Consider the following 19,780-nt stretch of genomic DNA (forward strand, 5'->3'; position numbering starts at 1 on the left):
CTAATATCTTGATTTACAAGACGGCAAAAATACTGAATTTTAATAAAAAAAAGTGTTTTGCACGTACTTTAATACTTTTTTAATTCCTTAGTTATCGTCGTATAAGACGCCAAAACTTTCTTCAATTGTTAAAAAAAAGTGCACTTTAACGAAGAAAATACGATTTTAAGGTCATACATCGATTTCCAACAATAGGAATGCGCTCTTACGCGTTAATAGCTATCCCAAATCACCATAAACCTACTCTAATGAAAAATTTACTTTCATTCCTCGCACTTGTTGGCATTGTATTGGTCAGTAATTGCACTAGTATTCCAGAAAACAATGACCCTATCATAGGCATATGGTCCAATGAAGAGGTTACCCAGATCAATGCCGTCAGCAAAGAACGTATTCGGGAAGAATGGATTTTTAATGATGCCTATCTCGGAAGGTTTCACCGTTATGATAATAATACATTGGAATTCATCAATGATTTTAAATGGAGTGAAGAAGATGGCGTATACACCATTTCTTATCCGGGAACCGACCTTCCCGACAATATTGTAACCATGGAAGTATCTGAAGAAACAGCAATACTGCAAGAGCAAGATGGTGAAGTTATCGCCATTCGGGAATAAGCCTAAAATTTAAAAATTAAAAAATGCCGGCCCTATTTTTCATTAGGCCGGCATTTTTTATATAGGGTTATCACCAAAGGTTATCTGAAGCCAAAATTCAGGCCAAAGGAAACTGTATTGTATTCGGCTAAAGTATAGTCTGCGTGCAATCGAAAAAAACCTAGTTTTAATTTTGTTCCAAGTCGGGCGGTTACTCCACTGGCATCGGTCTCTATCGAAAAAGGATCGGTATATGTTTGTTGAAAAGGTCCTCCCTCTACAATATAAGTTCCCAATACATCGGTTGTAGATTTCCCACTGAGATACCCCACGCTTCCATAGAAATTTATAACCGGCAGGCGGGTCGAAAGCAAGGCTTCGAATACCCAAGTATCTATAGCGGCTTCAACCCGTTGATTCTCCCCGGAAATCACATCCGTATCTGCAAAATCATAGGTACCATCCAAATGCGTATACCCAATTAATGCAGAAATAGCAATAGGAAGCAACTTATCGGCAGGCAGATGTTTTGTAAATTCATGCTGAATTCCAAAACCATATAATCCTATCTCTACATCATCAGTGGCAATTTTTGGAAGAAAACGTGCTTTTAGCTCTGTTCCTTTAATAATACCGACACTTCCTTGCAAAAAGCCCGAAGGCACAAAATTGATATCCTCCGCAGCAAGTCCACTGGGCAATTCAAATTCTTCCCGAACCGTAACGCCTAGGACATCACCTTCAACAAAGACGCGAATACCTTGTAAATCTCCCAAAGCAGTTGCCACTGGCCTTGAAGTGCTACCATCCACAAATTGTAGGTTTTGATAATCGGCGGTATTCAATACAAAACTTTGCTGCTCTTCTTTATTTTTAAAGCTAGTTATGTTCCCGATCACCGATATCTCGAACCCCCCAAAAGGTTTGGCGTCGGCAGTATTGGCCCATCCATTGGAGATATTATAAATAGCAACTTCCGAAACCGGGGAAAGAAAGTCCGTTGCAAAACGCTCGGCATCTTCAAGCCCAGCCGCAAAGATATTATTCACGGAAGATTGTGCGGATAGTGTAATCGTACAACAACACAGCAGTAGATAGAATATAGTTTTCATAGATATTATATTTTATCTAAAACTAAAAAACTCGCACATGAAGTGCGAGTTTTTGTTGTGTATGTCCTTTTTTTATGCGTCTATGTTAGCATAAACGGCATTTTTCTCAATAAAGTCTCTCCTTGGAGGCACTTCATCACCCATAAGCATAGAGAATATCCTATCGGATTCCGTAGCATTGTCTATAGTGATTTGACGCAATGTTCTGAACTCAGGATTCATTGTCGTATCCCATAACTGTTCCGCATTCATCTCTCCAAGACCTTTATATCGTTGTATCCCTACACTGCCATTGAAACTTTCTGCGATTGCATCACGCTCCTCATCATTCCAGGCATAGCGTTTCTTGTTTCCTTTTTTCACAAGATACAATGGCGGAGTGGCAATATAAACATGCCCGTTTTCAATCAATTCCCGCATGTATCGGAAGAAGAAGGTAAGGATCAAGGTTTCAATATGACTCCCATCTACATCGGCATCACACATGATCACTACTTTATGATATCGCAACTTATCCAAATTCAAGGCTTTGCTATCTTCTTCTGTTCCAATGGTCACTCCAAGCGCGGTATAAATATTTTTGATCTCTTCATTTTCAAAAACCTTATGCTGCATCGCTTTTTCAACATTCAGGATTTTACCTCGCAAAGGCAGGATGGCCTGAAAAGCACGATCTCTTCCCATTTTCGCCGTACCTCCTGCAGAATCTCCCTCTACGAGAAATACTTCACATAAAGCAGGGTCCTGTTCTGAGCAGTCGGACAATTTTCCTGGAAGTCCACCGATACTCATTACCGTTTTACGCTGTACCATTTCACGAGCCTTGGTCGCTGCATGTCTCGCTTGGGCTGCCAGAATTACTTTTTGGACAATGGTCTTGGCATCATCCGGATTTTCCTCCAGATAGTTGGTCAACATTTCGGAAACCGATTGACTCACGGCTGAGGACACTTCCCTATTCCCCAGTTTTGTTTTGGTCTGTCCCTCAAATTGAGGTTCAGCAACTTTCACCGATACAATGGCTGTTAATCCTTCCCGGAAATCATCTCCTTGGATTTCAAACTTTAATTTATCCAACATGCCCGAAGCATCTGCATACTTTTTTAAGGTCCCCGTTAATCCACGTCGGAATCCAGATAAATGCGTACCGCCCTCATGGGTATTGATATTATTGACATAGGAATGTAAATTTTCAGTGTACGAAGTATTGTACATCATGGCCACTTCCACAGGAATTCCGTTGCGTTCCCCTTCCATGGAAATTACCGTTTTTGTCAAAGGTTCCCGGTTGCTGTCCAAGAAACGAACAAATTCCTTCAGTCCTTCTTCCGAATAGAATGTCTCTCCAACATAACCCGTTTCGCTTTCTTTATCTTTTTGACGCTTATCCATAATACTAATGGTTACGCCTTTATTTAGAAAAGAGAGCTCTCGCATTCTGTTTGCCAAGGTTTCATAACTGTATTCCACCGTCTGCGTAAAGATGGTCGTATCCGGTAAAAAAGTTACTTCTGTTCCTCTATCCTCAGAATCTCCAACCGTCTTTACAGGATAAAGTGCTTTTCCTCTTTCGTATTCTTGCTCCCATATCTTTCCTTCTCTATACACTGTGGCCTTCAAATGTGATGACAAGGCATTCACACAAGAAACCCCAACTCCATGCAATCCTCCAGATACTTTATAGGAATCCTTATCAAACTTACCTCCTGCACCAATTTTGGTCATGACCACCTCTAGGGCGGAGACTCCTTCTTTTTTATGTAAGCCTACGGGAATACCCCTACCATTATCACGGGTTGTTATGGAATTGTCTTCATTAATGGTGACGCTTATGGTATCACAATGTCCCCCCATTGCTTCATCAATGGAGTTATCTACTACTTCATACACCAAATGGTGCAATCCTCTTGTTCCGACATCACCGATATACATGGAAGGACGCATACGTACATGCTCCATTCCCTCAAGGGCCTGAATGCTATCCGCAGAGTAATTCTTTAATGGAGCTCCTTCGTTCTGGCCCAACCCCTCTTCTTTGTTTAAATCTTCTTCTTTGTTTGATTCTTCACTCATAAACTATTGAAGTTCTATTAGTATAAATTTTGCAATCTTACAAATATAAGCAATACCCTTTGAAATAAGGCTTTTGTGGCATCTGCATGCCATGAAGTTATCAACAAAAATTGTGGAAAATATATCCCAAAAAAATAGGCTTTTTGAGCAATAGTCCCACTTCTAATTTTAACCGTCTAATTTTCTGAAAAAATATAAGGAGTGCTCCCTTACAAAACACCCCTTATACCATTAACACTGACTAAAAATTATATTAAATAAACATCGTATTTTACGCTATCTGCAATGCTATTTCACATAAGCATCGTCATGGACTGTGGCTACGGCCCTACCTGAAGGATCATTCATATTCTTAAAAGCTTCATCCCATTCCAACGCTATTTTGGTACTACAAGCTACAGAAGGTTCCTGAGGGACACATAAGGCTGCCGCATTGGAAGGAAAATGGGATTCAAAAATAGCGCGATAGTAGTATTCTTCCTTAGATGTTGGCGTTTGCAAAGGGAATCTAAATTGAGCATTGGCCAATTGTTCATCGGATACTTCCTGATCTACAAGTTCTTTTAAGGTATCGATCCAACTATATCCAACGCCATCGGAAAATTGTTCTTTCTGCCTCCAAGCAACACTTTCTGGAAGCATATCCTCAAAAGCTTTGCGGACCACCCATTTTTCCATACGTTCCCCATTGATCATCTTATCTTTGGGGTTGATTCTCATGGCAACATCCATAAACTCTTTATCCAAGAAAGGCACTCGCCCTTCAATACCCCAAGCGGCCAAGGATTTATTTGCACGCAGGCAATCGTACATATGGAGTTTATCTAACTTCCGTACCGTTTCCTCGTGAAAATCCTTTGCACTAGGTGCTTTATGAAAATAAAGATATCCGCCAAAGAGTTCATCCGCACCTTCTCCCGATAGTACCATTTTTATCCCCATGGACTTGATTACTCTTGCCATGAGATACATAGGCGTGGAGGCCCTAATGGTGGTAATATCATAGGTTTCCAAGTTATAAACAACGTCTTTTACAGCATCCAGCCCCTCTTGGATCGTAAATTTGATCTCGTGATGCACCGTTCCGATATGATCGGCCACTTTTTGGGCAGCAGCCAAGTCGGGCGAACCTTCCAAACCTACCGAAAAGGAATGCAATTGCGGCCACCATGCTTCTGAAGCACCATCTGATTCAATACGCATTTGGGCATATTTTTTTGCTACGGCCGAAGTCACTGAAGAATCCAAGCCACCGGACAATAGCACTCCATACGGCACATCGGACATGAGTTGCCTACGCACTGCGTCCTCCAAGGCCTCCTTAATTTCCTGAATACTGGTTTCATTTTCCTTCACGGCCTCATAATCCATCCAATCTCGGGTATACCACCTCTTCAGTTCCCCGTCCTTGCTATGCAAATAATGTCCGGGAGGAAAAAGCTCTATTTTAGTGCAAGTACCTTCCAATGCTTTTAATTCCGATGCCACATAAAAGGTCCCATTCTTATCCCATCCCATATACAAGGGAATAATTCCCATATGGTCTCTGGCTACAAAGTATTCGTCCTTTTCCGCATCATAAATGGAAAACCCAAAGATACCGTTGAGTTCATCCAAAAAAGCAGGGCCTTTTTCTTGATACAAGGCTAAAATCACCTCACAGTCCGAAGCCGTTTTAAAAGCGTATTTTCCATCGAATTGTTTTCGCAATTCCCTATGGTTATATATTTCTCCATTGGCGGCAAGCACCAATTTTTCATCGCTGCTTAAAATAGGCTGTTTTCCTGATGCTGGATCCACAATGGCCAAGCGCTCATGTGCCAATATTGCTTTATCATTGGCGTATATTCCATTCCAATCTGGGCCTCTATGTCTTATTTTTTTGGACATTTCCAATAACTGTGGCCTCAGGGTTTCTACCGACTCTTTTATCTCAAACGCGCATACTATTCCACACATATTTATATCTTTTATATAACAATTATTAGTCAAATGTCGATTTAAACTTTATGATATGAAAGTTAAAATTTCATTTTAATTATAATAAATAACTAGATAATGATTATTTATACAAAAAAGCAACCTATACCGTTGTTTTAAGTGATAAATGGAACATTTTGTAAGATGCCCAAAATTTAACGACTTTTTATTAAATAGTATATGGAATACTGCATAGATTTGAACTACACAAAAACAATTAAGATGAAAAAATTAGTTATGCTTACTTTTATGGTTGTCGCCCTTGCCTTTTCAACCGAGATGAATGCCCAAAAATTTGAAGGATTGGACAAAAGTCCACTGGACAAAGCCTCTTATCCTTCCAGTGGTAGAGTTGCAGATAAAGCAGTTCGTGTTACATATAGTCGCCCACAATTAAAAGGAAGATCTATCTCTGAATTGGCTCCTTCTGGTAAGGTTTGGAGAACAGGCGCCAATGAATCTGCCGAAGTAACTTTTTATAAGGATGTCACTTTTGGAGGAACTGCAGTGAAAGCGGGTACTTATTCTTTATTCACTATCCCTGGAGATAATGAATGGACCATTATTCTAAATAGTAAATTGAATCAGTGGGGTGCTTATTCCTATGATCAATCTGCCGATGTTGCGCGTGTTAAAGGAAGTGCAAGTTCTGCTAGCGAATCCTTGGAAGCTTTCTCCATTGCGTATAAAGAAATAGACAATGGTAATGTCCATATGGTCATGGGATGGGGAGCTATTAGAGTGGCTGTTCCCATTAAAATGTAATAGTAGAAAATAGACATTAAAAAAGCCGAGATTGAAGTCTCGGCTTTTTTATGCTATTATTTTCTTTTTCGTTAAAAATAGTAATACGTCTTTAGTAACGCAGGGTACTTAAATATATCGGTTCTACCCCTGACTCTTCCTTTTCGCCCAGAGGGTTCTCCCCATACTGAAATAATAATTTTAAGTAATGCAATACGCTTTTGTTGTCTTTTAAAATGCAGGACCCCAAATAAGTTTCCAAATTTGAATAGGATACCACTACAGGCATTACTTCCATATTTACATTAATGGTACTCGGATCATACTCATCTTCGTTTACGATAACATACATGGATACTTTCTTATCAGTGTAATCCCAATGTACATCTACCGCATTATAATATCGTTTCACTAAAGCGATATGAAAATCGTTAAAGGAAATTTTAAATACCTCCTTAGCACTTTTTGCTATAAGTGCCTTGAGCCTAGCGATTGTTTTTTCTTTAAACTGTTCCATTGCATTTCATTTTTAAAAGAGGAACTTTTTTCCAAAGGTCCCCACTTTCCCCTATACCATCAAGAATTTGTTGTGAAATAGGGAATTCGCGCCACCAACCCCTCTATTTATGTAGTAAAAATTATATTATATGTAAGAAAAAAGATAAAAAAAGCGATATTTTGTCCCTTACTTTGATCAAAGTACAGTATCCTTACCTAGGCTAAATTTACTTTCATCTTGTCTAAAAATCACATAAACCATTAAATATCAATATACTAAGGGAGCACTCTGTGGTCGGAATTTAGAAATCAAAGTGGCATAAGGCAACAAATAGTGTCCAGTGGTAATAATGCTCGCTTTCAAAAAGTCAGCGAGACTTAAATAATAGAAATTAGCGGGGATAAGCGTAAGGACCGTGTTTACTTTTTGAGGAGAATACTCTTTGTCATCGGCAATAATATTCATGTGCACTCGATGCGCCTGATAATCTATACGCACGTCCACTGCTTTGAAACAATATTTAATCAAGTGAACATGAAAGTCTTGGAATTTAATACGTTCGTTCATGCTGCAGCTATACGAAATCAACGCTTTGAGTTCTGCAATTACTTCTGCTTCCAGACTTTCCATAAGGTATCCTATATTTTATGATATAATGCTTAAATACTAACTCGGCTTGGCTAGCACCAAAATTACAAAATAAAAAAATAAGACTACATTTTAAGTAAGAAAAATATGATATTATTTTAATTGACGTCCTCCAATAAATGTGGCTTCCGCCTGGAGCTTGGGCAGTTCGGATTCCTCCACTTTCATAATATCTTGACTCAAAATAACAAAATCGGCAAATTTCCCCACTTCTATGCTTCCTTTTTCCTCTTCTTCAAAATTGGAATGGGCCGCCCAAATGGTCATGCCACGAAGCGCTTCTTCCCGAGACAGGGCATCCTTCATTTGAAATCCTCCATCGGGATAATTTTCCAGATCTTTTCTAGCTACTGCCGCATAATAGGTTAGAAATGGACTTACGCGTTCTACCGGAAAATCAGTTCCCAGAGCCACCGTCCCGGCCTTGTCCAATAGGGTCTTAAAAGCATAGGCTCCAGCAACCCTTTCTTTTCCCAATCGATCTTCGGCCCAATACATATCACTTGTTGCATGGGTGGGCTGTACTGAAGGAATGATTCCGGCTTTGAAATAATCAAAATCTTCTTCGGCCACCACCTGTGCATGTTCTACTTTCCAGCGTCGATCTGATTTTCCTTCCAAGACCTTTTTATAGGTGCGTAAAACCACAATATTCGCGGAATCCCCAATCGCATGTGTATTCATTTGATAGGCTGTGGCCGCAATTCTCTCTGCTAATTTTTCAATATCCGCCACTGGGGTAATCATAGCCCCAAAATGCCCTGCCTTATCCTCATAGGGCGTTTTTAAAGCTGCTCCCCTGGACCCCAAGGCGCCATCTCCATACACTTTTACCGAACGCACATTAAGACGATCGGTCTTCACGATACCTTTATCCAAATAGTAATCAAGATTTTCCGGAGTATTGCTGATCATGGCATAGACCCGAATGGACAATTCCCCAGCCTGCTGTAAACTATCGATCAATTCTATGGTCGGTCGATTCAAACCAGCATCATTCACGGTTGTTAAGCCATAGTCCAAACACAGCGCTTCGGCATCCTTTAAGGCTTTAATCTGTGAAGTTTTATTTGGCAACGGCATTACGGCATCGACCATGGTCATCGGGTTATCTACCAAGACCCCTGTAATCTTTCCATCCTTCTTCACGATTTCCCCACCATCTATCTGGGTCTTATCGGTAATGCCGGCCAGATCCAAAGCTTTTTGGTTTACGATATAAGCATGTCCGTCTACACGTTCCAATGCTACGGGAATATCTGGAAAAGCGGCATCTAAAGCCTCTTTAGTAGGGAATTCTTGAACTTCCCAATCATTCTGATCCCATCCTCTTCCCCTAATAAAGGTTTTAGGGTTTTCGTCCTGAAAAGCTTTTACCCGTTGAATCACTTCTTCGTAACTGCGGGTGCCCACTAAATCCACAATCTGTTGATTTAATCCAAGGCCATAAAAATGGCAATGGGCGTCGATCAATCCAGGAGTAATGGTACGCCCTTTGGCATCCACTATTTTAGCTGCGGTATAATCGTTTTGAATGTCTTCCGTGCTGCCTACAGCAATAAATTTTCCGTTTTGTACAGCGAAAGCTGTTGCGGTTGAAAAAGCATCATCAACTGTATACACATTGGCATTGATTACCAATACGTCGGCTTCTTTTTTAGTTTCGGTACAGTTAAATATGCTTAGTGTTAAGAGAAGTATTCCTATTTTTTTCATGATTACCTAGATTGAGGTCCAAAAATAAGGAAATTTAATGAGCTTAGATACCGTATAAACAAGCACTGATCTTAGACGTGTTTTTCCATTGCGCCTAAGGAACATAGATTTTTTAATTAGGGCAATTTTTGGGTAATCACAAATTCTACCCTCCTATTCTGTTGTCTTCCCGCTGCGGTGGTATTTTCGTCTATGGGTTGCTCCCCTCCATAGCCGTTACTCTGGATCCTATCGGTATGCAATCCTAAGGAAACCAAATATTCCTTTACTGCTTTCGCCCTTTTTTTGGACAGCATCGCATTGTATTTTTTTTTGCCAATGGCGTCGGTATGTCCATTGATCGTAATCTTTAAGGTGCTATCCGAGGACAAGTAACTATAGACGGCGACCAATTCTCTTTTTGCGGTTTCCAATAAATGGTAATCATCAAAGGGGAAGAGTACATTTTTGAATACATGCGTCTCATCCAATGCATAACTTTCACGATCTCCGTCCATTACATATTCAGAAACATCTTCCGCAATCGCTTCCATACGTACCGCATCGATATAATAATACCCTCCTTTTTTGGAGTCATTTCGCAACTGCTTCTTCTGTGTCCGCGCATTACTCTTGAAGTTGCCAATTGTCACAAAATTTTCGTTCCCTTTGGCTACAATTTCCGTAGAGACCAATATCCATTTGGATGTATCTGTATAGAATGACTTACTTTTGAGTTCCGTTAAATGGAAAGGATTCCCTTTAATCTTGCTCAGTTGCCAACGGGTCAACGCTTTGTCAATAGACACGCGTATTTTCTTTTGCGTAAACAAAAGACCTAAGTCTTTTATGGCAAAGTCTGATTCTTCTGCCCGACTGATATAGAAGGAAAAATGATATTTTTTATTCTTTACTAAGGTTTCCGTAAGTCCTACCTGAATGTACTCTCTGTAATCCTCTGGCCCATAAACATAGAGTCCGGCATAACCATCTCCCAATTTGGGATGTTGTTTTCCGATAAAGTTATCATGGACGTTCATCACTTCACTACAACTATTGAAATAGTCTGTGGTGCCTTTTGTGGGGCTCGACCAGTGCTTGACATCAACTCCGAAGGTGCTCAGCTTTTTTGGGCAATTTTTATAAAGATTAAAATTGGGATTCTTCACCAGGTTCTGTCCCATTAACCCATAAAAACCCATCAAGAAAAAGCTTAATAAAATATGTTTTGGAGCACGTAACAAACCTTATTTCTTCTTGGATTAAGTACACTAAAAGTAAGGAATTCATAAAAATAGGGCGAAAAACAGGCATTTTTCGCTCTTTTAGATCAGCTAGGCGTATTTTTTTGCCAATACATCGAGTCTTTTACCCTTAATCATTCCGAATGTAGAATTCTTTTGCCAGTGATTTCTCCCGCTAAAAATCGAACTTATAGGTAGCTCCCGCCAAAACCTGAAAACTCTGTACCGGAAAATTTGCCCAACGCTGATAGCTATTGTTTGCAATATTGCTCGCTTTGAGAAAAACCGATAATTGTTGATTGAATCGATATCCCACATGGGCATTGGCATCAAAGAAGCCATCTAAGGTAATTCTCGTTGCCGGAAAATCTGCTGGCAAAACATTCTGTACTACCTGAGAACTAAAATCTTCTCGTTCCCCAACATAGAAAAGGTTGGCTCCTAAAAACCAATTTTCATTGATTTGATAATCCAAAAAAACCGAGCCCGTCACATTAGGTAAATTCCAAGCCGGATTATCGGTTTCGGTATCATAGTCATAGACTTCGGCATTAATACCTAAACTAAAGTTGCGGTTGACATCAATATTGAGCTCTGCAAAGATGCCCAAGGTTTTGATATCATCGTAAAACACTCGAAAGGAATTTCCAAAATTATAGCCTTTTTCATCATTGCGAAAGAGGTTTTGCGGATTTAAGATAAACAATGGTCTTCTATTTTCTGCCGAATACGACCCCTTGATATTATAACTCAAATTGGGCAACAATTGCCCTTTTAATCCAATATAGGCGTCGTACTGTTGGTCCGTAGGCATTATGGATAAGGTTGGAGAAACAAAAGGGTTTTCTCCAACAAAATCATAATAGGAATTTTGTCTTAACTCTCCTTCAACGCCTCCATACGCTATTACAGATTCATCCATCAAACGATAGGAAGCCGTTATTGCTGGAAAAATAAAGAAATCACTATCACTATTTTCGGTATCTACGCCATACACCAAATTGGCCCCGAGATTTAAGGTGAGGTCATCCCTTAACACCAATAAGCTGGGGTTTACACCCACCTGAAAATGACTATAATTAATCTCCGGCGTATTGGCAGCATTACTCAAAATGGCATTTTCGAAGGTACCTCCAACATAGTCCAGTTTTGTATTAATGGTTACCAATTCTTCTGTAATTGGCAATTCTATAGTGGCGTTGAAAATTGCCCTGTTTTCTCCAGAATCGGTAGCATCACCAAAACGTCGCAGGAGTAAATCTGCTCTTTTGAAAAAGGAATCCTCCACACTGATATGTCCGCTAATCTGTGCATTAAAATAACTTTGGCGCTCATCAATGCCATTGATGATGTCCGGTGTAAAAGCCCCATCGGGAATTCCATACCAATTGTAAATTTGATGCTGCAACCCAAGCGCTGCTCCCCACTCAAAATCACGATCCTTTTTGGTGTAGGAAGTATTCAACTTTGTATTGTAAAATACGTTGTCCAAAGCAGAACCATCAATATCTCCCCTGGAGGAGTGATGATTGAATCCTACATCGAATCGATCTTGCCCCCGATTAAAACTTCGGCTGGTATAAAAATCTACCAAGGCATTATTAAAATTACCTAAGCCTAAAGAGGCATAGGAATTATAGAGTGTAGGTGCGGGCCTTTTTTCCACATTCGCCGCTTTCCCCTTAGCAGGGGTAAACGTAGAGGCCACAGGAACGGAAAAAATACTGTATTTGATTTTTTTCTTCTTTAAGACGATGGAATCGTTTAGAATAGGAACGGCTTTTAACTTAAAAGCGTCTGCCACTGTTGGCTTAAAGGCTTTCACCACGGTTACGGTTTCGGTTCCAATACTATCTTTCTCCTGAGCAATGGCCATTGATTGGATCGCCATTAAAAATAGGGTGAGAATTACTTTAATCTGTTTGTGCATATAAGGTCTCTTTTGGCAATTCGTGCTCTAGTCTTCTTCTGGGTCTACAGAGGAATTGCTTTTTGCTTCTTTTGATTTGATGATGGATGATTCTTGTTTGGCTTCTTCTACAATGGCCGGAAATTGGTCAAAATTAGCGATTACACTATCTAAGATATAGGTTGCTTGAAAAGCATCACCCAGCGCATAGAAGTTCTTGGCCATAATAATTAAGCCCTTCCCTGCCCATTCTTTATAACCAGAATATTCCTTGGCCAGTTTTTGAACCGAGGTGTTCGACGGCTCATAGGCCGCTTCTTGGTTCTTAAAATAAGCATCGTAATACAAGGCTTCTGCGGCAAGTTCGCCCGTTGCGATTTTCACTACCTCTCCATAGGCCTCCTTCGCACGAGCTTCATTATTGGTTTTTATTGCCGATCGTGCAATCATGGTATGGGCATCACTTTTAATACGATCATCAATTTTAGTGGTTGCCAAAACTTTTTCCGCATAGGCAATCGTCTGGCTATAATTGCCTCTTTCATAATATCCTTTCATTAAATTGGATTGTGCAAAAGTGATATTCTGTTGTATTTCCGCGGTTCTTTCCAGACGCTCCAAATAGGGAATGGCTCGATCGTAGGTCTTTAAGCCGGTATAAATTTCACAAACCCGGGTCAGGGCCTGTTCCGTATACTCGTTTGCTCCTTTATCTGCCACAAAAGTGTAATAGGGCAAGGCTTTATCTTTCTCTTCTTTTCCAAAATACAACTGTGCCAAATTAAAATTGGCCTGGATGGCGTGCAATCCATTCGGGAAGCTCTTAATATATTTCTCAAAGCCCTTGATCGCAGCATTGGTCTTTCCCTCTATATATTGTTTCTCTGCTGATTCATACGATGCATTGTCCAATTCTGCATCTGTAACCTCCACAAAGTCCAAATCACGGACCCAAGCGGCGTATTCATCCACTCTTCCTAAGTCCACATAGATCAATTTGGCCGTAGCTACCGCCTGAACGGCCTCTTGGGTATTGGCATGATCGCGCACTACGGTCTTAAATTTGGCCAGTGCCTGCTCATTTCTACTGGCATTATAATGCACTAACCCTTGCCGTAGTAACGCCTTTGGCACAAAGGAACTCGCTCTATATTCGCTGATCAAACGATCGTAGGCTTCCAAGCCTTCCCGCTCCCTATTGCTTTTGATATAGGAATTTCCGAGTTCAAAGTAGACATCATCCTTTAGACTGGATTTTGGATAGGTACGAACAAAATCATTCAAGGCTTCCAGTTTTTTCTCGGCCCGATCTACAAAACCATAACTCAATGCTTTTTGAAAAGCGGCATAGTCTTTTTCCGGCCCATTCAAAGCCAAAGCCTTGTTATAGGTTTCAATGGCCGGCCAGTATTTTCGACTCACATAATAACTATCCCCCAAGCGCAGGTATGCATCATTTAACTTGTCTGTATTGGAAGGATTGGAAGAAGCGAAATTGTTGAAATAGGATATGGCATTGTCATAATCCTGTAACTTAAAATAGGTATACGCCAAATGATAATCCATATCCTGATATTCTGGAGTATACCGTGCACTTGGATTTTGTTGAAATTGAATAAAGCTTACCAAAGCGTCATTAAAACGATTGAGGAGATATTCCGATTCTGCTTTCCAATAATTTGCCTTGGCTTTGAATAGATCGTCATCCGCATTTTTAAGGGACTTGTCAAAATTCTCCAAAGCAGCTCCATAATCGGTTTCTATGTACAATTCGACACCCCTATAAAAAGCCACCTTTTGAAAGACAGCTTTACTGGCATATCCCCTGTTCTTTTCCAGAAGATCCAAGGCTCCTTCAAAATTTCGGGAAGTAATATAAGAGTCTACCAATAGCTCCTGAATTTCCTGAGTATGTTCATCTTTAGGATACTTTTTTAGATAGGACGATAGTACTTCAGGGACCGGTTCGTAGGCATTTCCGATTTCGTAACTCAGACGACCATAATTCAAGTAAGCATCTTTCTGAATTTCTGCAGAAAAATCCATCTGGGAAGCATTCCGAAAAGCATTTAAGGCTTCTTGTTTCTTCTCTAGTTTAAGGTAGCACTCTGCCAAATGATAATAGGCATTCTGGGATACACTATTGGTACCGCCAACAATCTTATTGAATTGTTGTATGGCACTGGCATAATCTTGCTGTTTATAGTACGAATATCCCAACAAATAGTAATCCGTATTATTCCATCTTCCCCTTCGTCCTTTATATTTTTCCAGATAAGGAATGGCCTCCTTATATTGCTGTAAATTGAAATAACTCTCCCCGATAATTTTATTGAGTTCCGAGACTTCCTTCCGATCTGATTTGGGCAATTGATTTTTCGCCAATTCAATGGCTTTATCAAAATTTCCCAGTTTAAAATTCAGATCTGCCTGATAATAGGATAGTTTTTCTTTCAATAATTCTTGATCCGTAATCTGATCAAATCGCTCATTGGCCCCTTCATAATCATCATTTTGATAGGCAATGTAGCCCAAATAATATTTAGCCTGTGATCCATAAGTGGGTGAAGTGGTCACCCTGCTAAGGTAGCGTTCGGCCTGTTTAGGCTTCTTAGAGGAGAAAAGCGCGTATCCATTATTAAAATTAAAGCGTTCCCGATCTTTTCTGGACATGGCACTCTGGTCTACCTTGGCATACCATTTTAAGGAGTAAGGATATTTCCCTGTTTCAAAATAGTAATCGGCCACATCTAGAAAAGCAGAATTTCGTTTTGTGGAGGTGGGATAGCGCGCTACAAAATCTTCCATGAGTTGATCCGCGCCCAATTGGTTGAGCCGTATGGCGGCATTAGCCGCATAATACGCACTGTTGGCTTTGGTCTCTTCGTCTTTGGTCTGGGCGCCTACTCGTTCAAAAATAGCCTGAGCTGCCTGATACTGTTCATTATTGTACAGCGCCAAGGCATCTTGATACGCTTTTTTGTCATGAGTATAAATTTTGGATTCTTGGGCAAATCCAAAAAGGACCGTTCCCAAAAGAAGGAGGGGTAGCGCGGTTTTTTTCTTTAGCATATTGTTCTCTGGTAGTTAAGAATTACCCTTGTGTTTGTTGTAAATTTGATGTTACCTCAATAAACTGTCCCTTAGCTGGTTTTCTATAGAAAACGCAATCATAAAAGGCGATTTTTTGATGAAACCTATATTCTTTTAAACAAAATTCTTGCCAAATTTCATTTTGAAGGATTGTTATTTCCTTACTTTCAAATTCATATGATATGAATTAATAACGTTTATAATTGCCTTGAAGTATATCAAAGCAATACAAATTTTTGAACTTCTCCTAGGCAATTTTGCATAGAACTTGTTACATTTATAGGCCGACTAAATTTCGTAAAAAACTAGAAGCCCATGTACTTGGGTCGCGAAAAGATGTTAACAGGAGATTGTTAGGTATTCACTTAAAGGTGAGAGAAATAGCATAGATTTATGAGTGAAACGATATTGAAATTGAAGGATGTATCTGTTTTCCAAAAGGAGAATTTGGTATTGAACGACATTAATTTAGAGATAAAAAAGGGAGAATTTGTGTATTTGATCGGCAAAACGGGGAGTGGAAAAAGTAGTTTTATGAAAACACTCTACGGGGATCTTCCCTTAAAAGAGGGCAATGGGAGTATCGTTGGTTTTACCTTAAAGACCATGCCCGAAAAAGACATTCCTTTCCTCAGAAGAAAGCTAGGCATTGTTTTTCAAGATTTTAAATTACTGCCCGATCGAAATATCAATAACAATCTCCGTTTTGTGCTCAAAGCAACGGGATGGAAAGAGCAGCTAAAGATGGATGCCAAAATTGAGGAGGTATTGGACAAAGTGGGAATGAAGACCAAAGGTTTTAAATTTCCGCATGAGCTTTCGGGCGGGGAACAACAGCGTATCGCCATTGCCAGGGCATTGCTCAATGATCCGGAATTGATCTTGGCAGACGAACCTACAGGAAACCTGGACCCGCAAACCAGTGTGGAAGTCATGAAAGTGCTGCAGGAAATCAATAAAGCAGGGCGCACTATTCTGATGGCCACGCACGACTATGCATTGATCTTAAAATACCCTTCCAAAACCTTAAAATGCGATGGAAACAAAGTATTTGAGGTTATTCAAAAGGCCGTGTAAAAGCTTGGAGTAGTCTTGAAAACAAATACTTATCATTATACCGCATCGTTGGAAAAACCTTTGTTTTTATTGGATTTTCCATACATTCTACCCTTCTTTTTGTTAATTCTCCGACTTTTTTCCGACCAACTTAAAAAAATTGCTGTGAAAAGAAATTTGTTCCTTTTTGTTTTCAGTATTTTTTTGTGCGCAAGCTGCGCCAGTGACGATTTGGATTTATTTGATCCGAACGCAGAGAGAAATCCTCTTGAAATTACCACAGATATCACCTTTGTAGACCCTAATCTGGTTCCGCAAGCCAGAGATTTGTACTATAGATTGCAGGCATTGACACAACAAGGCATCGCCTTTGGACAACAAGAGGCCATAGGTGGTGGTGTGAATTTCTTTAATCCCGATTTTGCTGAGGATAGTGATTTCAGTAGGGTAACCAATGACCAACCGGCTATTATTGGTTTTGATTTAGAGGGCCTGGAGCTGATCGATCCCCGAAACCCAAATCCATCCATTCAGGATTTTCGCAAAAAATTTATACAAGATGCCCATGAAAATGGTAGTATTATCACCATTAGTTGGCATGCCGCCAATCCCATAACCCGGCAAAACTCTTTCAATCGAGTGCAGGCGGTGCCGCAAATGTTGGAAAATGGGACCCATAGAGCAGTCTTTATGCAGTATTTAGAGCGATTGGCTGCATTTTTTAATGATTTGAAGGATACCAATGGCAACCCTATTCCTGTTTTGTTCCGGCCATGGCATGAAATGAATGGCGATTTTTTTTATTGGGGAGAAGGCTTACGAACTACAGAAGAGTTTATTCAGCTCTACAGGGATACCATCAGAATACTGACCGAGGATTTTAATGTACACAATTTAATCTATATCTATTCCCCCAATTGGGTTTCCAATGCCTCAGAATATTTGAGAAATTATCCTGGTGATGCCTATGTAGACATGTTAGGGATTGATGTATACGATTTTAAGAATGGGCGGTTTTTGAGAAATGCGCTGCAAAACCTACAAATTGTGGAAGACATCTCTTTTGAAAAAAATATGCTTTTTGCTTTGACCGAAACCGGATTGGAAAATGTAACCCAAAACGATTGGTGGACGGAACGCCTATATAAAGCTATTCGCAGTAGCGGCATGACCTATGCCATGATTTGGAGAAATGCAACAGCCAATCATTTTCACGCTCCCTACCTAGGACATCCTTCTGAAGAAAACTTTAAAGAATTTGTTGCCAAAGAAACCATTCTTTTACGACAGGATATTCAATAGGATCAAACACTTCTATCCCATTATAGGGTCACGAACCAATTTACGGTCCACCAAAAACGATGACTGGAAGGCCCGTTTAAAAAGGAGTTTATTCGGTAATCCAATCCAAACTCCACTTTATTGCTATCGGTGAATACATACCCCAAAAAAGGTACTAACCTCAACTCTAAATCGTAGACGCTGCTTTGAAAAGCATGTAAATACTCATTATTTATTTTTACATACCATTCCTTGGTGTCCAACTCCTTTCCACTTAAGGGCAGTATTGCAGTAAGGCGATATCTAAAGCGGTATTCAGGAGAAGTTATTTCTGAAAACGTCTGATCTGCAGCAATACGATGCGCCAAACGCAACCCTGAATAGCTATGTACTGTAGTATATTGTTGTATCGTTCTATGAAAAAGTGTTCCTTCCCGAAAACGAATTTGATATCCTGCGGCTAGGTTATGGTGTAATCCCACTTTCTTTGCTGCTATAAAAGCGATATCGGTAAGGAGATACTCAAAATCAAAATCTGTCCCTTCACCAAAATTGCCTTCTTTTAGCAATTGACGGGATTCTATCTTAAGATTGAGCTTCCAATCTTTCTCCAACTTTTTATTTAGATTTAGACTAGGAAGAATTCCAAACTGATAATTGCTTTGCGCATTTCCGGACACCCAGGCACAAAAAAAAAGGATACCTAAGATTCTTTTCATCTTAAAATTCAAGATTATCCGTGTTTTTTAGTACAATGACCGACTTCCGTTCCACAGCTCCATTTTCCGAAAACAAATATTCAATGGTTTCATAAGCGCCTTTAGTTCTTGCTTTTAACACGATTTCATATTTAATGGTGATGATATCATCGGAGACCTCTCCTTTCATAAGACGGAGCATATCTGCCCTATCTCCGGTATATTGCCGTTGAATTTTTTGAAGTTTGGTTTTCTGATGCTTTTCTTTTAAAAAATTAGTGATCTTGGACTGCGTGGATGCTGGAATATCGTTCCATTGTATAAGGTATTCAATATCCTCCAAAACCCCCTCTTTGGTAAATTCTATACTATACCTGTTTCCTTTATGTTTTGTTTTTGCTTCAATCGTAGTTGTCTCAAGGCCCTGTTCCCTATACCATTTTACGGTTTTGGAAAATCTAATATCGGCCACAAACTGCAAAGCACTTGGCGGCACTTTATTTGAAGAAATTCGATATTCTCTCTCATATTTTTTTTGAGCCCAAATGTTACCAAAACTAAGGGTCAATAGTCCCATAAAAAGAATCGTTTTCTTCATTTTTTTGGATTTGAATAGATCAACGTACTCCAATTTTAAATCTAAAATACGGTATTTGATGAAATCAGAAGCTGCTCCCTCTCAAATTCCTGAGCTAAGATCAGGAAAGCTCTAGAGATGTTTCTATCTCACCAACATCGTATTAATTAAGAATTTTTACGGGGTTTTTCTCTACATCAATAGCCACAAAAGTAAAGACACCACTCACTGCTTTTTCGCGATGTTCGGAATACATCTGTTCTATAAAAATCTCTACTCTTACTTTTAAGCTCGTGTTCCCGATATGCACGACCTTTCCAAACAATTCCACGATGGTCCCTGCAGGAATAGGCTTGGAAAAATCTATTCGGTCGCTACTTACCGTGACCATACGTTGGCGGCTAAATCGTGTAGCCGTAATAAAGGCGGCCTCATCCATTAAATGCATCGCCGTACCTCCAAATAAAGTATCGTAATGGTTCGTAGTATTGGGAAACACCGCTTTAAATATTCGTGTTTCGCTCGCTTTGATTCGTTCTTCTGTAGTCATTCTCTTCCTTTTAATGGTCTCG

Annotated in this window: 16 protein-coding genes; 4 read left to right on the top strand and 12 right to left on the bottom strand. The window is 39.8% G+C overall.

The window, feature by feature from the left end:
* Positions 1-248: 248 nt before the first annotated feature.
* A complete protein-coding gene (locus ACEXOE_RS01940; protein ID WP_394747039.1) occupies positions 249-620 on the top strand; it encodes a hypothetical protein in 372 nt (123 codons plus the stop codon).
* A gap of 80 nt (positions 621-700) precedes the next feature.
* On the opposite strand, the gene ACEXOE_RS01945 is transcribed toward ACEXOE_RS01940, so the two are convergent.
* The 3 genes from ACEXOE_RS01945 to asnB all read right to left on the bottom strand — a co-directional run bounded on the left by ACEXOE_RS01945 (position 701) and on the right by asnB (position 5,743).
* On the bottom strand, positions 701-1,711 hold the full coding sequence (locus tag ACEXOE_RS01945) for a DUF6588 family protein (RefSeq protein WP_394747040.1): 1,011 nt from the start codon (positions 1,709-1,711) through the stop codon (positions 701-703).
* Between the two features lie 72 nt (positions 1,712-1,783).
* A complete protein-coding gene (gyrB, locus tag ACEXOE_RS01950) occupies positions 1,784-3,784 on the bottom strand; it encodes a DNA topoisomerase (ATP-hydrolyzing) subunit B (protein ID WP_394747041.1) in 2,001 nt (666 codons plus the stop codon).
* 288 nt (positions 3,785-4,072) lie between these two features.
* Positions 4,073-5,743, bottom strand: a complete 1,671-nt coding sequence (asnB, locus tag ACEXOE_RS01955) for an asparagine synthase B (protein WP_394747042.1) — start codon at positions 5,741-5,743, stop codon at positions 4,073-4,075.
* A 243-nt stretch (positions 5,744-5,986) separates the two neighbouring features.
* Here asnB and ACEXOE_RS01960 point away from each other — a divergent pair, with 243 nt between their 5' ends.
* A complete protein-coding gene (locus ACEXOE_RS01960; RefSeq protein WP_394747043.1) occupies positions 5,987-6,529 on the top strand; it encodes a DUF2911 domain-containing protein in 543 nt (180 codons plus the stop codon).
* Positions 6,530-6,620: 91 nt separating this feature from the next.
* Here the strand turns inward: ACEXOE_RS01960 and ACEXOE_RS01965 are convergent, their stop codons facing one another.
* From ACEXOE_RS01965 to ACEXOE_RS01990, 6 genes are all read right to left on the bottom strand, one after another.
* Positions 6,621-7,025, bottom strand: coding sequence for a hypothetical protein (locus ACEXOE_RS01965; RefSeq protein WP_394747044.1), 405 nt, complete (start codon positions 7,023-7,025; stop codon positions 6,621-6,623).
* Positions 7,026-7,274: 249 nt separating this feature from the next.
* The gene (locus ACEXOE_RS01970; protein WP_394747045.1) at positions 7,275-7,637 is read right to left on the bottom strand and encodes a hypothetical protein; all 363 of its coding nucleotides are present in this window, start codon (positions 7,635-7,637) and stop codon (positions 7,275-7,277) included.
* A gap of 111 nt (positions 7,638-7,748) precedes the next feature.
* The gene (locus tag ACEXOE_RS01975) at positions 7,749-9,371 is read right to left on the bottom strand and encodes an amidohydrolase (protein ID WP_394747046.1); all 1,623 of its coding nucleotides are present in this window, start codon (positions 9,369-9,371) and stop codon (positions 7,749-7,751) included.
* A gap of 116 nt (positions 9,372-9,487) precedes the next feature.
* Positions 9,488-10,552, bottom strand: coding sequence for an OmpA family protein (locus ACEXOE_RS01980; RefSeq protein ID WP_394747047.1), 1,065 nt, complete (start codon positions 10,550-10,552; stop codon positions 9,488-9,490).
* Positions 10,553-10,769: 217 nt separating this feature from the next.
* The gene (locus ACEXOE_RS01985; protein WP_394747048.1) at positions 10,770-12,524 is read right to left on the bottom strand and encodes a TonB-dependent receptor; all 1,755 of its coding nucleotides are present in this window, start codon (positions 12,522-12,524) and stop codon (positions 10,770-10,772) included.
* 27 nt (positions 12,525-12,551) lie between these two features.
* Positions 12,552-15,575 carry a tetratricopeptide repeat protein gene (locus ACEXOE_RS01990; RefSeq protein ID WP_394747049.1) on the bottom strand — a complete coding sequence of 1,008 codons (3,024 nt, stop codon included), beginning with the start codon at positions 15,573-15,575 and terminating at the stop codon, positions 12,552-12,554.
* A 414-nt stretch (positions 15,576-15,989) separates the two neighbouring features.
* On the opposite strand from ACEXOE_RS01990, the gene ACEXOE_RS01995 reads away from it, so the two are divergent.
* Both ACEXOE_RS01995 and ACEXOE_RS02000 read left to right on the top strand, forming a co-directional pair.
* Positions 15,990-16,673, top strand: coding sequence for a cell division ATP-binding protein FtsE (locus ACEXOE_RS01995; protein ID WP_394747050.1), 684 nt, complete (start codon positions 15,990-15,992; stop codon positions 16,671-16,673).
* Positions 16,674-16,817: 144 nt separating this feature from the next.
* Positions 16,818-17,954: a glycoside hydrolase family 26 protein gene (locus ACEXOE_RS02000; RefSeq protein ID WP_394747051.1), complete on the top strand. Its 1,137-nt coding sequence runs from the start codon at positions 16,818-16,820 to the stop codon at positions 17,952-17,954.
* Between the two features lie 20 nt (positions 17,955-17,974).
* On the opposite strand, the gene ACEXOE_RS02005 is transcribed toward ACEXOE_RS02000, so the two are convergent.
* From ACEXOE_RS02005 to ACEXOE_RS02015, 3 genes are all read right to left on the bottom strand, one after another.
* Positions 17,975-18,652, bottom strand: coding sequence for a DUF2490 domain-containing protein (locus ACEXOE_RS02005; protein ID WP_394747052.1), 678 nt, complete (start codon positions 18,650-18,652; stop codon positions 17,975-17,977).
* Between the two features lies 1 nt (position 18,653).
* On the bottom strand, positions 18,654-19,229 hold the full coding sequence (locus ACEXOE_RS02010; protein WP_394747053.1) for a hypothetical protein: 576 nt from the start codon (positions 19,227-19,229) through the stop codon (positions 18,654-18,656).
* 142 nt (positions 19,230-19,371) lie between these two features.
* Positions 19,372-19,758 (bottom strand): acyl-CoA thioesterase, encoded by a 387-nt coding sequence (locus ACEXOE_RS02015; protein ID WP_394747054.1) that lies wholly within the window; start codon positions 19,756-19,758, stop codon positions 19,372-19,374.
* Between the last annotated feature and the right edge of the window lie 22 nt (positions 19,759-19,780).

Origin of the sequence: Spongiimicrobium salis, from assembly GCF_043678055.1 — a bacterium.
In the GTDB taxonomy this organism is placed as follows: domain Bacteria; phylum Bacteroidota; class Bacteroidia; order Flavobacteriales; family Flavobacteriaceae; genus Spongiimicrobium; species Spongiimicrobium salis.